We start from the raw sequence: 14,438 nt of genomic DNA on the forward strand, positions 1-14,438 counted from the left end.
AATGATTGATATTGATGCAGCCCGAATGTTCGCAAAGACGGTGCCAAATTAAGCTTGCTGTAAGTTTGCCGCCAGCCAATGCTCAATCACCACGACCAGATACGCCTGTTCCTCCAGGGTCAGCGCTCGGCCAGCAGGAATCTGGTGCCATTTGGATAAACATCCCCGGCAACATGTGGCGGTAGCATGTTGCGCGACAAACACCGGATGTCCGCGCATCGGCGTTTGCTGACCGTCATTGGCCGGAGTAGCCGGGGCCAGCCGCTCGGCAATAAATTTTTCTGCATGGTCTAGCACCACCGCCAACCCTTTTTGTTGCAAATAGTGCTGGTCTTTGGCGTTGAGTTTGAAGCGGGCACGGAAATCGGAGCGTTGCAGGGCTTGAAACAAGGCTTCGAGATCGCGCATGGCATTCCCCGACTGTTTATATAAAAGCTTTCAGGCTGCTCAACACTAACAGCCTCTGATAACAGCTGAATAGATATTTTTGCCTAAAATGTTCTCGCAAAATGCGGCAATCCTTACAAATCAAACCAATCTAAATTAACGAGATTGTCCATCTAACGATTGATATGTTAACGTCTTGATTAAAAAGTAGAAAGCCCAGCACTAGGCTGGGCTGGATACAGAATCTTTCGATTCTTTATTGTAGCAACGGCTCTCACCCCGGATGACCACAACGATTCAATAATAAGGAATAAGAATATGAATAGCAAGCAGGCTTTGAAATATGCCCTTGGACTGGATATCGGTATCGCCTCTGTTGGCTGGGCGTTACTAGGGGAGCATCGGATTATTGATTTGGGCGTTCGTTGCTTTGATAAAGCAGAAACCGCGGATAAAGGTGAGTCGCTCAACCTAGCGCGGAGGTCGGCACGCTTATTGCGGAGACGCTTAAGGAGACGCGCTTGGCGGCTCACAAAACTCTCTCGCCTATTAAAGCGTGAAGGGTTAATTGCGGATGTGAATATGCTTAAGCAACCACCTGCCAAAGGGTTTTCAACACCTAATCTATGGCAACTAAGAGTGGATGCGTTAAATAGAAGACTTAGCCCCGAGGAATGGTCAAGGGTTATTTATCACATCTGCAAACATCGTGGTTTTCATTGGTTGAGTAAGGCCGAAGAGAAAAAAGCAGACGATGATAAAGAAGGCGGCGCTGTCAAAAAAGGCTTGGCTGGTACTAAAAGGCTTATGCAAGACAAAGGCTATCGCTCAACGGCTGAAATGGTGGTCAATGAATTTCCTGATGCGCAACGCAACAAACGTGGAGATTACAGTAAAGCATTATCACGGGAATTGCTTTCAAATGAATTGCAGTTACTTTTTGAGCGTCAGCGCATATTAGGTAACCCCAACACATCTAGCGACTTGGAAAACAAACTGCTAGAGCGCAAACATGGTTTGCTATGGGCACAAAAGCCCTCACTTTCAGGTGAAGCATTATTAAAAATGCTGGGTAAATGCACATTTGAAGAAAACGAGTATCGTGCACCCAAAGCCAGCTTTACCGTAGAGCGACATGTCTGGCTAACCAGGTTAAACAATTGCCGTTTAATTATAGATGGCGAAAAACGTGAATTGTCTCCCGCAGAAAGAGCGATTGCGATTCAACTACCCTACGACCAAAGCAGTGACTTCACCTACAAGCAATTGCGCAAAGCATTGGCAAAAGCCGGGCTGACAAACGAGTTTCGTTTTGCTGGTTTAGTGTATCCAAGTGCATTGCAATCAGAGCAAGAAAAAGCCAAAGACCCCGAAGAAGAAAAGCTGATTAAACTGCCCGCATGGCAGCAACTTCGAAAAGCAATGAAGGATGCGGGTCTAGAGAGTGATTGGCAGAAAATCGCCATAGATGCCTTGGAGGGCAAAGCTCATTTGTACGATGAGATTGTAAGAGTTCTGAGCATTTATAAGGAAGATGAAGAAGTTGAACGCGAATTAAACAAATTAGATTTACCGAATAAATCAAAGATGGTTGATGTACTACAAACCATTCGATTTGAACAGTTTAGCAATCTATCGCTTAAAGCGTTGTACAAGATACTCCCGCATATGGAACAAGGTGAACGCTATGATGCAGCTTGTTTGACTGCTGGATATCACCACAGTCAACTGCACAAGATAGGTACAGGCGAGCATAAATACCTGCCAGCCTTCTATATTGGACGTGATAAAGATGGCCGCCTTAAATTTAATGAAGACTTGGATATACCACGCAACCCTGTTGTGTTGCGAGCATTAAATCAGGCCAGAAAAGTCATTAATGCCATCATTAAAAAATATGGCTCCCCAGATCAAGTGCATATTGAAATGGCGCGTGACTTATCTAAATCATTTGATGATAGACGTGACATTAAAAAGGCGCAGGACGAATACAGAGATCGTAACGAGAAAGATCGTAGCACCTTTAACCTTGAATTTAATACCTCAGGCGAGTTTAAAGGTCGTGAGTTTGAAAAGTGGCAGCTTTATCGTGAACAACATGGTAAATGTGCTTACTCGCTACAGCCGTTAGACATCAATCGCTTATTTGAAATGGGTTATGCCGAGGTAGATCATGCGCTCCCATATTCCCGCAGTTATGATGATAGTAAAAATAACCGTGTTTTGGTCCTAGCTGCAGAAAACAGAAACAAAGGGAATATGACGCCTTATGAGTATTTAGGTGGCGCACAAAATAGTTTGCGGTGGCTTGAATACGTAGCATTTGTAAACTCCAATAAGGCTTACCGCCAAGCCAAACGTAACCGACTATTAAGAAAAGACTTTGGCGAAGAAGCTGCCAAAGAGTTTAGCGAGCGTAATTTAAATGACACACGCTACATCTGCCGCTTCTTTAAAAACTACGTTGAACGTTATCTAAAACTAGCCAATGACAGCGACTCCAAACGCTGCGTAGTCGTAAATGGCCAATTAACTTCTTTCTTAAGAGCACGCTGGGGCCTTATTAAGGTTCGTTCAGATTCAGATCGGCATCATGCCTTAGATGCTGCTATTGTTGCTGCCTGTAGTCATAGCATGGTTAAACGCTTGGCAGATTATTCAAGGCGTAAGGAGCTTGGAGCAGCTCGCGAAGGTTTTGTGGATATGGCCACAGGCGAAGTTGCAAGCCAGTCAATGTACTCACAACTTGAACAACACTTCCCATCACCTTGGCCACATTTTAGACAAGAGTTACAAACAAGATTGTTGGCTGATGACCTGCCCGCGATGCGTAATGAGTTGGCAAATATGGGATATGACGAAGAGTCTTTAGATAGCGTTAAAACATTGTTTGTCTCACGCGCACCGCAGCGACGAAATAGTGGTGCCGCCCACAAAGAAACAATTTATGGTCAATCTGATGCATTAGCTAAGACCGGCAGTGTGACGCAGAAAATTTCTGTTACTGATTTAAAACTGTCTGACTTGGATAAATTAATTGATCCACACCGTAATGAAAAACTGTATGCCGAAATTGAAAAGTGGCTGAAAGGGAAAGATGCGCGGGAAAAGCGCGCAAAAGAAATTGAAGCAAACTTGGGTCGAGGTAAAGACAAACGTGAAATGACCAGCGAGGAAAAAGCTGAAATCGAGCGACTAAGAGCTCTACCTCGAAAACCAACTAATGATGGCTCACTTGGCCCAATTGTAAGAACAGTCACCGCTGTGATTGATAAGTTATCAGGCATTCCGATTAGAGGAGGAGTGGCTAAAAATGACGCTATGCTGCGTGTGGATGTTTTTAGTAAGTCTGGTAAGTTTTACCTTGTGCCAGTCTATGTGCATCATCGAGTGACGGGGGTGCCAAATAAAGCAATTGTGGCTTTTAAAGACGAGTCAGAATGGACTTTAATTGATGAAAGCTACTTCTTTGAATTTTCAATTTATCCAAATGACTTTGTTAAAGTCACCCTTAAAAAAGACGTCTTCTCAGGCTATTTTAGTTCTTGTGATCGCTCAACAGGCGCAATTGGTCTTTGGGCGCATGACAGAAACTCGGTAATTGGCAAAGATGGTCTAATCCGAGGTATTGGAGTTAAGACCGCATTGAGCATAGAGAAATATAATGTCGATGTTCTAGGAAATACTTACCCTGCTCCAAAGGAGACCCGTCTTGACTTGGCGTAGTGTTGTCATATCCCAACCTGCCAAGCTACGGCGTGAGCACTTCTCGCTTGCCATTGAGCAGTCGCAAACAGCATTTGTGCCGTTTGAGGATATTGCGGTTATTGTGCTAAATAACAGAGAAATCACGATAACCCACCCTGTCCTATCTGCCTGTGGTGAATACGGTATCAGCTTATTTTCCACGGGCGACAATCATCAGCCGAATGGCATTTTCTTACCTTATCTTTCGCATTCACGCGCCAATAAATGGATGCGTTTGCAATTAGATTTCCCCAAACCAAAATCCAAGCAAACCTGGGCTGCAATTATTCGACGCAAAATTGCAAATCAATCGACATGCTTACGCCTCTCTGGGCGAGAGGGTGTTGAGCGTTTGGAGTCTTATGTTGGGCGTGTGCGTTCTGGCGACATTGAGAATATGGAAGGCCAAGCAGCTGCGTTTTACTTTCCGCAGCTTTTCGGTAAAGGCTTTAAGCGCATGCAAGAGAACCTCACCAATGCCGCATTGGATTATGGCTATGCGGTACTGCGCGGTACGATTGCACGCGGCCTGGTCGCTCACGGAATGATGCCTGCAATGGGGATTTTTCATGCCAGCGAACAGAATGCGTTTAATCTGGCCGATGACCTTATAGAGCCGTTTAGGCCTCTGGTTGATTTGTGCGTGAAAAATATGCCTTTACCGGCGAATGAAGAGTTAACGCCGCTGCATAAAGCAACTTTGGTTAATTTGCTTAATATTGATGTAGCGATGCCTCGTGGAACAATGTCCGTGTTATCAGCGATTGATCATATGGTTGAAAGCCTAGCGAGAGTACTGGATGGTGGCGGCCCTGAGATGCTGGAATTACCCATATTAATTGGGTTGGAGCAACATCAACTAGAGTATTAGCCATGAGCGGGGAGAACAAACGATATATGCGACTGCTAGTATTATTTGACCTCCCGGTGGTGACCAAGGCTGAACGCAGGGCTTATACAATCTTTAGGCGCTTTTTGATCAACGATGGTTACGACATGATTCAATTTTCCGTCTATGGTCGTTTGCTCAACGGAAACGATGCACTTGATAAACACTTAAAAAGACTTGCTGACAACTTGCCCCCAGAAGGCTCCGTACGCTGCTTAAGCGTGACAGAAAAACAGTATGCCAGCATGAAGCTCCTCGTAGGCCTTCCGCTTTTTCAAGAAAAAAAGGTCAAATCAGACCAACTTCTTCTGTTTTAAATTAGCGTTTTAAAAAAATAAAACCCGCGCCAGCGTTAACTGGTGCGGGTTTGGTGAGAGCCTATTGTAGATCATCCGGGGTGAGAGAGGGAGCTACAACTCCATGCTTTACGCACCCGTAACAACGCCGATTGTAGATCATCCGGGGTGAGAGAGGGAGCTACAACGGTCAATCAAGAATATCAAATTACAGGACAATTGTAGATCATCCGGGGTGAGAGAGGGAGCTACAACAATCAGTCCTTTGACAATTCAGGCTGGAATATTGTAGATCATCCGGGGTGAGAGAGGGAGCTACAACAGCCGCCTTGATGGCCGACAGGTATGGTTTATTGTAGATCATCCGGGGTGAGAGAGGGAGCTACAACCGCGCAAATGGCCGCACGTTTTTCTGAGCGATTGTAGATCATCCGGGGTGAGAGAGGGAGCTACAACGGCCCCACCGGCCGAGAGATAAGTAAAGCCATTGTAGATCATCCGGGGTGAGAGAGGGAGCTACAACATATCTACTTGCGGCTAGTCTGTAGAGTTGATTGTAGATCATCCGGGGTGAGAGAGGGAGCTACAACACTTTTGCTAATGCATCTACATTAGCGACTATTGTAGATCATCCGGGGTGAGAGAGGGAGCTACAACTCAGCCCATAGTTGCTGTGCAGTGCCATAAATTGTAGATCATCCGGGGTGAGAGAGGGAGCTACAACGCCCAGCATGGCATCCTCAAAGCTGGCATAATTGTAGATCATCCGGGGTGAGAGAGGGAGCTACAACAATCCCCAGTGCACGCCCCTTTTGCTCAAGATTGTAGATCATCCGGGGTGAGAGAGGGAGCTACAACTCATCCCCACCCATATAACTAGGCGTTTCCATTGTAGATCATCCGGGGTGAGAGAGGGAGCTACAACAAAGCTCCATCAAACACTCACGCACTGAATATTGTAGATCATCCGGGGTGAGAGAGGGAGCTACAACGCTGCGCAACAAGGTGCAGGCGCAAGTGGCATTGTAGATCATCCGGGGTGAGAGAGGGAGCTACAACTGATAGCCTGGTCGCATTTGTCAATGCTTTATTGTAGATCATCCGGGGTGAGAGAGGGAGCTACAACACCTTCCCCAAGCTCATATTTTTTTCCCTCATTGTAGATCATCCGGGGTGAGAGAGGGAGCTACAACCACCGTATTGGGTTTCCCAGAATGTTTCAGATTGTAGATCATCCGGGGTGAGAGAGGGAGCTACAACGTTGCATTAAACACATTCAAATTCAGCTCCATTGTAGATCATCCGGGGTGAGAGAGGGAGCTACAACTACTGTCCAAACCATACGCGCAGCGTTTTCATTGTAGATCATCCGGGGTGAGAGAGGGAGCTACAACCTAACGGTACGATTACAGGTACAGCCTACGATTGTAGATCATCCGGGGTGAGAGAGGGAGCTACAACTAAGTCTTTGTTGTTGTGGCGCACCCTGAAATTGTAGATCATCCGGGGTGAGAGAGGGAGCTACAACAGATCATCTAGTGTTACTGCTGCAAGCACCATTGTAGATCATCCGGGGTGAGAGAGGGAGCTACAACTGCACTGATCATTGCTGAGTACTGCATCAAATTGTAGATCATCCGGGGTGAGAAAGGGAGCTACAACGATGGGGAGTGATGGATAGTTTATATCAGGATTGTAGATCATCCGGGGTGAGAGAGGGAGCTACAACAATTGGATGGAGGGGATGTGATGGACGACGATTGTAGATCATCCGGGGTGAGAGAGGGAGCTACAACGGTTCGATTGGCTTATTCATACAATCCCTTATTGTAGATCATCCGGGGTGAGAGAGGGAGCTACAACTTGCCATTTGCTTGTTAGCTGCTTCTTGCGATTGTAGATCATCCGGGGTGAGAGAGGGAGCTACAACCTGATCCACTCATAAGCAACAGCGCCAATAATTGTAGATCATCCGGGGTGAGAGAGGGAGCTACAACCCATAGACAGCGTTACAGAGCTTTCTGTGGATTGTAGATCATCCGGGGTGAGAGAGGGAGCTACAACATGGTATTGATTGGATTCAGATTCAAATCAATTGTAGATCATCCGGGGTGAGAGAGGGAGCTACAACTTATTGAATTTGGGCATTACACAACACCTCATTGTAGATCATCCGGGGTGAGAGAGGGAGCTACAACCTGCCTGCAGTACCTGCCCCGGCCAGCTCTATTGTAGATCATCCGGGGTGAGAGAGGGAGCTACAACATCGGTGCCTGGCCCGTGGCTGTGATGATAATTGTAGATCATCCGGGGTGAGAGAGGGAGCTACAACTCGTCAGCATGTGGGGAAATATCGCGCGCTATTGTAGATCATCCGGGGTGAGAGAGGGAGCTACAACCCGGCAGAAGATGCAAGCAATATTGTCGTAATTGTAGATCATCCGGGGTGAGAGAGGGAGCTACAACTCTAAATTCGTGTCTTTGCATGGTGATCACATTGTAGATCATCCAGGATGGAAATCTTAATGCAACTGCGAGAGATGTAAATCGCGCAATTTTGGCGCTTTGAACGCCGTCACCCCTACCACTGCCAGCGTCATGCAGCCCCCAAACACCACCGAGGGCACCAGCCCCATGAGTCTGGCGGTGAGCCCGGACTCGAACGCACCTAGCTCATTGGAAGAGCCGATAAAAATGCCGTTGATGGCCGAGACGCGGCCGCGCATGCCATCGGGCGTGGCCAGTTGCAGAATAGTTTGCCGTAACACCACCGAGACGCCGTCCATCATGCCGGAGATGGCCAGGATCAGCATGGCTAATTCAAAATTGGTACACAAGCCAAATGCAATCATGCACACACCAAAACCGGCCACGGCAAACAGCAGCCAGCGGCCACTGTGCTCATGAATCGGATGTTTGGCGAGCCAGACGCCGGACACTATGGCGCCCAGTGCGGGGGCGGCACGTAATAACCCCAGGCCTTCGGGGCCCATCTGGTAGATATCGTGCACAAAGGCAGGCAGCATGGCGACAGCACCGCCAAATAGCACGGCGAACATATCGAGCAGTTGCGCGGCAAGCACCACTTGCGTACGGCGGACAAAGCGCAAGCCTTCAGCGATGCTGGCAAAGACTTTCATTGGCTCATGGCTATGGTGCTCGGTCACGCGCAAGGCCAGCGCAGCCACAAAGGCGGCCAGTGCCAGCAGTGCAGACAGCCCATAAGCGATAGATTTGTCAGCAAAGCCAATCAGCAAACCGCCAATGGCGGGGCCGACAATGAGCCCAATCTGAAACATGGAGCTGCCGATGCCAGAGGCCTTGGCGATGGAGGCACGCGGGATAATCAGGGCAAACAGCGTGTTATAGCTGGGAGAGATCAACGCACGGGCAAAGCCGGTCAGGCAGACCGTGCCATAGATCCACCAGGCAGTATGGGCGGGCTGTTGCTGCGTAATCATCACCAGTAACCCGGCGTTCACCGCCAGAAAAAAAGCCGACACGGCGGCAAAACCACGGCGCGAGAAGTAATGATCCACCGCATGCCCCGCAAACAGTGCGCTACCCATGTAAGGGATCACTTCTGCCAGGCCGACCAGCCCCAATGACCAGGGATCGTGTGTCAACTCGTAGATATGCCAGCCGATGGCAACCATCATCATCTGGTACGACAGCACCATGAGGATGCGGTAGGCAAGCAACTTAGGGAATGCATAGCCCTGATGGGCAAGAATCTGGCGGATGGACAAAGACATAGGCAAGATTATACGCTATCGCTTCACATGGCTGCGGCGTGCAAAATCGCCTACAATCTGCAAGCGGGTGCGGTGAATCAGGCAGTAGGCGGTAACGCTGATGAGCCGTCGTTGACCCCGTGCGACTCTGCCGATATAGATGGGGCGCACCCGCAAGTCTTAAGCAACCGATTAAATGTGGCAAGATTTAATCGGGTAAGATGCCGGCCTGCTATCGCAAGCAGTCTGCCCCTTAACTAAAGGTTTAGTTTCATGACATCACGTATTTCAGTATTCAGTTTGTGTTTTCTCTGGTTTGTGACGCTTTGCGCACATGCAGAGGAAAGTTTCGTCACCAAAGAGCCATTCAGGCAACCGGCAAAAATGCCTTCGGCCATCGTGACTTTGCTGGCGCAAGAGCCGTCGGTGGTCAATAGTGCTAGTTGCGGAGAATCCAAGCCTGCCGCTTTACTGGAAACGCAAGTGGTACGCCTGAGCAAAACGGCAAAAGCTTATTTGGTGAAACCAGCACATGCTTGCCTGTGCCGCGAGGCCGCTTGCCCGGTGTGGTTGTTTCAAATGAGAGGGGCGGCGGCCAAGCTCATTTGGCATACCCCTGCCGCAATCAAGGTGGCCGTATTAGACAAAAAATTTGATGGCTACCACAAACTGGGCGAAACCGATGGCGATGCAGCAGCAGGGAGTGAGACGCACTGGTCTTGGGACAATACGCGTTATAAACAAACCTATAAAAATACCTGGACCATGGATGCTGACAATAAATGCCGCTTGGGCGAGGAAACGATCCATCTGGTGGATGGAAACATTGTGAACCATACCATCAAGTGTCCCCAGGACTAACCCACGAGAAGCTCATGCTCATGCGAGGCTAAGATGCGCATCGTGATCCAGAGACTGTTGCTGGGACTGGCATTACTGCTGACATCCCCGGCAATGGCGGCGGACACCATGCAACTCTGGATCACCGTCGATTGGGAAGGCTTGTCGCTGGATGAAGACAATCTACAGGCCATGCAACGCTTTCGGCAGCAGTTTCCAGACATTCCGATGTTGCATTTGGTCAATCCGGTCTATTTTATCCAGCCTGGGGTCCATCGCGCCCAGGTAGGCAGCCTGATTCGCAGCACGTTTTTACCGCAGGACACGGTGGGATTGCATCTGCACCCCATGCGCACATTGGTTGAGTATTGCGGGCTCACCTATCAGGCCACGCCCTCGATTTCTGGCCGCGATGAACATTGCAGACAGGCCAGTTGCGGTCATTCTGTCAGCCTGGAGTTTGCTTACAGCGAGACCGAGCTGACGCGGCTGGTGCATTGCAGCAGTGATTTGATGGTGCAAAACGGCTTTAACCGTCCCCGGCATTTCCGCGCCGGCGCCTGGCAACTGGGGCCCAAGTTGCGAGCCGCACTGGTTGCGAATGGCTTTTATTGGGATAGCTCGCGCATTGATGCGCGCTTGCTGACCTCGCGCTGGCCCAGCGACAGTCCCCTGATCAAGGGATTGCAACAGCTGCATGCGGGCAGCACTCCGCTGGAACAACCGTATGCTTTGTCTTATCAATTGATGGAATACCCGGATAACGCCGCCCTGGCGGATTACACCAACACGCAACAACTGTTGCGCCTGTTTGAAGCTTTATTGAACCAGGCCCCTGCCGTCATGGTCTTGGGATTTCATCAGGAATCGGCTGCAGACTACCTGTTGCAACTGGAGCGCGCCATTCCCCACATGCAGCGGCTGGCAAAACAGAAAAATGTCACGTTGGTGTGGATGCCCTAATCGCCGCGAGAACGCATGGACTTATTTGCACAAGACACCCCCTCTAAAGTGATGCTGGCCCCCGGTGCCTGCTGGCTATCCGGCTTTGCGCTGCCCTGCATGCCAGTGCTTTGGCCTTGTCTGGCACAGCATCTGTCTGCCCATCCGCCCCGGCAGATGATGACGCCCATGGGTTACCCGATGTCAGTGCGCACCAGCAGCATAGGTGATTGGGGCTGGGTAGGCAGTGCGGCTGGCTATGGCTACCAGGCGGCTGACCCCGCCAACCATCAACCCTGGCCAGCAATGCCGGAGGTGATTTTACAGCTGGCTGCGACCGCCGCGCAGCAGGCAGGCTATGCCGACTTTGTGCCCGACAGCTGTTTGATCAACGTGTATGCTCCCGGCAGCAAAATGGGCTTGCATCAGGATAAAGATGAGCAGGATTTTACGCAGCCGATTGTGTCAGTGTCGCTCGGGCTGCCCGCCACATTTCTATTTGGCGGCCCCAGGCGGACGGACAAGCCGGTGAAAATCCCGCTGGTGCATGGCGATGTCGTGGTCTGGGGCGGCGCCAGCCGGCGCTTCTATCATGGCGTGGCGCCAGTCCAGCCTGGGCAGCACCTGCTCATTGGCCCGCAACGCATTAACCTCACCTTGAGAAAAGCGCGTTAGCATCTCGCCCTGACAACGCCTTAACAATAGCCGCATAAACGCTGATGAAGATCAAAAACCCCGCTCACTTCCGGGTTGCATCTGTTTTTCAAAAGAGTAAACTGAAACTGTCTTATCTATCCAACATTTGCTGAATGATCCAGCAAACACTCGATAAGACCCTTTCCGAAAACAAGGAGTTTGTCATGAATTTACAACTTACAGGACACCATTTAGAAATCACTCCAGCACTGCGCGAGTACGTATCATCCAAGTTCTCGCGTATCAGCAATCACTTTGATCATGTGATTGATGTCAAAGTCACCATGTCTGTTGAAAAGCTTGCCCAAAAGGTTGAAGCGACATTGCATGTGCCAGGCAACGACTTACACGCCGCCTGCTCAGACGAAAACATGTACAGTGCCATCGACATGCTGACCGACAAACTTGACCGCCAGGTCGTGAAACACAAGGAAAAAAATGGCGACCACCACAAATCCGGTGGCGCTGTGAAACACCAGTTAAGCTCATAAGCCTTAACGCCATTCTCTACCCGACCGGGTAGAGAATTCACCCCGCCCCCGCTACTTTTACGCCGTTTCACGCCACCCGAATCAATTCAGTTGTAAAATGAGTCCAACACTTTGTTGATGCGTTAACAACTTATGGCTCAAATCTCCGTAGCCGATTTATACAAGCAGATTCGCAGCAAACTCAAATTGAAATGGGTAGCAGGCGAATCTGGCGGTCAGAAAATTCTCAATTCAGGCACTGTGACCAAGCCTTCACTGGCCCTGGTCGGGCATTTGAATTTTGTGCACCCCAACCGGGTGCAAGTGTTGGGCTGTGCCGAAATGGACTACCTCGGTGGGCTCAGCATTCTGGCCATGCAACAGGCGGTAAGCAACCTGTTTTCAACCGACCTGGCCATGGTCGTAGTCGCCAATGGTGAAAAAGTACCCTCGGTCATGCTGGAAGCCGCACAACAATCGCAAACCCCCTTATTCACGACGCCCATGATCAGCCCGCAACTGATGGAATTACTCAGCCATTATCTGGCGGTGGCGACGGCAGAAACCACCAGCCTGCATGGCGTGTTTATGGAAGTACAAGGCTTTGGCGTGCTGATTACCGGCAGTGCGGCGATTGGTAAAAGCGAGCTGGCGCTCGAGCTGATTTCACGGGGCCATCGGCTGGTGGCAGATGATATTGTGGATTTTTACCGGGTCTCGCCCGAACGCATTGAAGGCCGCTGCCCGGAGCTGTTGCAAGACTTTCTGGAGGTGCGAGGTCTCGGCATTTTGAATATCCGCGCACTCTATGGCGATAATGCAGTCAAACCAACCAAACCGCTGGATATGATGATACAGCTGGAGCTGGCCGACGAATTGAAGCCGCAGGACCTGGACCGGCTCAGTGCCAACCGGCAGACGCAACAAGTGCTGGATGTAGAGATCAGCAAGGTGATTATCCCGATTGCGGCCGGGCGCAACATTGCGGTACTGGTAGAAGCCGCCGTACGCAATCACATGTTGCTGTTGCGTGGTGTCAATGCCACCAAACAACTGACACAGCGGCAAAAACAGATCATGCTCAGAGAAAGCAAATTACGATGACATCCACAGGGTTAAGCACATGCAACTGGTGATTGTGACCGGGCTCTCCGGCTCGGGTAAAACCATTGCCTTGCGCGTGTTTGAAGACAGCGGCTATTACTGCATTGATAACCTGCCGGCCACCTTGCTGCCGCATATCCAGAGCCATGTGGCCAACCGTGATGCGGCCAAAGTGGCGGTGAGTATTGATAGCCGCAGCATTGCGATTGAGTCTTTACCCGACATCCTGAAAACCCTCAAGAGCCAGGGCATTGCCGCGCATCTGCTGTTTCTGGATGCCAGCCTGGAGACGCTGGTCAAGCGCTTCTCTGAAACCCGGCGCAAACACCCGCTCAGCACGCCAGATCAAGCGCTGGCCGAGAGCATTAAACATGAGCGTGATTTGCTGTCTGGCCTGAATAATCTGGGCCACCATGTGGATACCAGCAACCTGTCATCCAATGCCTTGCGCAACCACACCCGGGACTGGATGCTGCAAATTGAACAAAGCTATTTGCCCGCCCGCTCGCATTCGCTGGTGCTGTCGTTTATCTCGTTTGGCTTTAAACATGGCATTCCACTCGATGCCGACTTTGTGTTTGACGTGCGCAGCCTGCCCAACCCGCATTACGATCCGATTTTGCGACCCTACAATGGCACGCAGGCGCCGATACAGCAGTTTTTGCAAAATGAAGCACAGGTGCTTGAAATGCAGCAAGACATTCAGCACTATATCGAAAAATGGCTACCAAGCTTTTATCACGACCATCGCAGCTATGTCACGGTAGGCATCGGCTGCACCGGGGGGCAACACCGTTCCGTCTATCTGGTGGAACAATTGGGGGCGTATTTCAAGCAACAGCATCAAGTCATGATTCGCCACCGCGAACTGCAGGATGCCGCCGCGATCGCTACCCCGTAACGAGACTCTGAAAGTACATTTATGATTGGTGTTTTGATTATTGCGCACGGTAGCCTGGGACCCAGCCTGATTGACTGCGCCACGCATGTGATGGGCAACCGCCCGGCACAGCTGGATTATCTGGAAATTTCAAAAAATGATGACCCGGCAACGGTACTGCCCAAGGCGCAGGCACTGGTGCAAAGCCTGGACAGTGGCCAGGGGGTGCTGGTGTTGTCAGATATTTATGGCGCAACCCCGTGCAACATCGTCACCAAACTGCTGACACCAGACGAGACCGAGGGCGTAGCTGGCGTGAACCTGCCCATGCTGGTGCGCGTGCTCAACTACCGTCACGAGGGTTTGCACTCCTGCATCCAGAAGGCCCTCAGCGGTGGCCGCGACGGCGTTGTCCACTTTACCAAAACCACTTGTCATCACGCACAATAACCA

General features: G+C 50.2%; 12 protein-coding genes and 1 CRISPR repeat array. Of the genes, 10 read left to right on the forward strand and 2 right to left on the reverse strand.

What is annotated here, in order from left to right; all coding sequences use genetic code 11:
• Window positions 1-48: 48 nt before the first annotated feature.
• Window positions 49-408 carry a DUF4186 domain-containing protein gene (locus ACT53C_RS02600; RefSeq protein WP_313984964.1) on the reverse strand — a complete coding sequence of 120 codons (360 nt, stop codon included), beginning with the start codon at window positions 406-408 and terminating at the stop codon, window positions 49-51.
• A 297-nt stretch (window positions 409-705) separates the two neighbouring features.
• Between ACT53C_RS02600 and cas9 the strand changes: the two genes are divergently transcribed.
• The 3 genes from cas9 to cas2 are packed head-to-tail and all read left to right on the forward strand — an operon-like array spanning window position 706 to window position 5,340.
• The gene (gene cas9 / locus ACT53C_RS02605) at window positions 706-4,113 is read left to right on the forward strand and encodes a type II CRISPR RNA-guided endonuclease Cas9 (protein WP_476144687.1); all 3,408 of its coding nucleotides are present in this window, start codon (window positions 706-708) and stop codon (window positions 4,111-4,113) included.
• Window positions 4,100-5,005 carry a type II CRISPR-associated endonuclease Cas1 gene (gene cas1 / locus ACT53C_RS02610; RefSeq protein WP_476144688.1) on the forward strand — a complete coding sequence of 302 codons (906 nt, stop codon included), beginning with the start codon at window positions 4,100-4,102 and terminating at the stop codon, window positions 5,003-5,005. Before cas9 ends, cas1 begins: the two co-directional genes overlap by 14 nt.
• Before the next feature lie 26 nt (window positions 5,006-5,031).
• Window positions 5,032-5,340, forward strand: a complete 309-nt coding sequence (cas2, locus tag ACT53C_RS02615) for a CRISPR-associated endonuclease Cas2 (protein WP_476144689.1) — start codon at window positions 5,032-5,034, stop codon at window positions 5,338-5,340.
• A gap of 63 nt (window positions 5,341-5,403) precedes the next feature.
• Window positions 5,404-7,785: direct repeats of the CRISPR family, unit length 37 nt; unit sequence ATTGTAGATCATCCGGGGTGAGAGAGGGAGCTACAAC.
• A gap of 56 nt (window positions 7,786-7,841) precedes the next feature.
• Here cas2 and ACT53C_RS02620 read toward each other — a convergent pair.
• Window positions 7,842-9,074, reverse strand: coding sequence for an MFS transporter (locus tag ACT53C_RS02620; RefSeq protein ID WP_476144933.1), 1,233 nt, complete (start codon window positions 9,072-9,074; stop codon window positions 7,842-7,844).
• Window positions 9,075-9,326: 252 nt separating this feature from the next.
• Here ACT53C_RS02620 and ACT53C_RS02625 point away from each other — a divergent pair, with 252 nt between their 5' ends.
• The 7 genes from ACT53C_RS02625 to ACT53C_RS02655 all read left to right on the forward strand — a co-directional run bounded on the left by ACT53C_RS02625 (window position 9,327) and on the right by ACT53C_RS02655 (window position 14,435).
• Complete coding sequence (locus tag ACT53C_RS02625; protein ID WP_476144690.1) at window positions 9,327-9,914, forward strand: hypothetical protein; 588 nt, start codon at window positions 9,327-9,329, stop codon at window positions 9,912-9,914.
• Window positions 9,915-9,956: 42 nt separating this feature from the next.
• Window positions 9,957-10,856, forward strand: coding sequence for a hypothetical protein (locus tag ACT53C_RS02630; protein ID WP_476144691.1), 900 nt, complete (start codon window positions 9,957-9,959; stop codon window positions 10,854-10,856).
• Between the two features lie 15 nt (window positions 10,857-10,871).
• A complete protein-coding gene (alkB, locus tag ACT53C_RS02635; RefSeq protein ID WP_476144692.1) occupies window positions 10,872-11,510 on the forward strand; it encodes a DNA oxidative demethylase AlkB in 639 nt (212 codons plus the stop codon).
• Between the two features lie 185 nt (window positions 11,511-11,695).
• Window positions 11,696-12,022 (forward strand): ribosome hibernation-promoting factor, HPF/YfiA family, encoded by a 327-nt coding sequence (gene hpf / locus ACT53C_RS02640; RefSeq protein ID WP_194748955.1) that lies wholly within the window; start codon window positions 11,696-11,698, stop codon window positions 12,020-12,022.
• Between the two features lie 132 nt (window positions 12,023-12,154).
• Window positions 12,155-13,105: an HPr(Ser) kinase/phosphatase gene (gene hprK, locus ACT53C_RS02645; protein WP_194748956.1), complete on the forward strand. Its 951-nt coding sequence runs from the start codon at window positions 12,155-12,157 to the stop codon at window positions 13,103-13,105.
• Window positions 13,106-13,124: 19 nt separating this feature from the next.
• Window positions 13,125-14,006 carry an RNase adapter RapZ gene (gene rapZ / locus ACT53C_RS02650; protein ID WP_338655754.1) on the forward strand — a complete coding sequence of 294 codons (882 nt, stop codon included), beginning with the start codon at window positions 13,125-13,127 and terminating at the stop codon, window positions 14,004-14,006.
• 21 nt (window positions 14,007-14,027) lie between these two features.
• Window positions 14,028-14,435, forward strand: a complete 408-nt coding sequence (locus tag ACT53C_RS02655; protein WP_194748958.1) for a PTS sugar transporter subunit IIA — start codon at window positions 14,028-14,030, stop codon at window positions 14,433-14,435.
• The last annotated feature ends 3 nt before the right edge of the window (window positions 14,436-14,438 follow it).

It is taken from the genome of Methylophilus sp. DMC14, assembly GCF_056314085.1.

Excerpts from the sequence above, each read along its gene's own strand:
- ACT53C_RS02655 (WP_194748958.1), top strand. The coding sequence starts at position 14,028 with ATGATTGGTGTTTTGATTATTGCGCACGGTAGCCTGGGACCCAGCCTG.
- cas9 (WP_476144687.1), top strand. The coding sequence starts at position 706 with ATGAATAGCAAGCAGGCTTTGAAATATGCCCTTGGACTGGATATCGGT.
- ACT53C_RS02620 (WP_476144933.1), bottom strand. The coding sequence starts at position 9,074 with ATGTCTTTGTCCATCCGCCAGATTCTTGCCCATCAGGGCTATGCATTC.
- cas2 (WP_476144689.1), top strand. The coding sequence starts at position 5,032 with ATGCGACTGCTAGTATTATTTGACCTCCCGGTGGTGACCAAGGCTGAA.
- alkB (WP_476144692.1), top strand. The coding sequence starts at position 10,872 with ATGGACTTATTTGCACAAGACACCCCCTCTAAAGTGATGCTGGCCCCC.
- ACT53C_RS02600 (WP_313984964.1), bottom strand. The coding sequence starts at position 408 with ATGCGCGATCTCGAAGCCTTGTTTCAAGCCCTGCAACGCTCCGATTTC.
- ACT53C_RS02625 (WP_476144690.1), top strand. The coding sequence starts at position 9,327 with ATGACATCACGTATTTCAGTATTCAGTTTGTGTTTTCTCTGGTTTGTG.
- rapZ (WP_338655754.1), top strand. The coding sequence starts at position 13,125 with ATGCAACTGGTGATTGTGACCGGGCTCTCCGGCTCGGGTAAAACCATT.
- hpf (WP_194748955.1), top strand. The coding sequence starts at position 11,696 with ATGAATTTACAACTTACAGGACACCATTTAGAAATCACTCCAGCACTG.
- hprK (WP_194748956.1), top strand. The coding sequence starts at position 12,155 with ATGGCTCAAATCTCCGTAGCCGATTTATACAAGCAGATTCGCAGCAAA.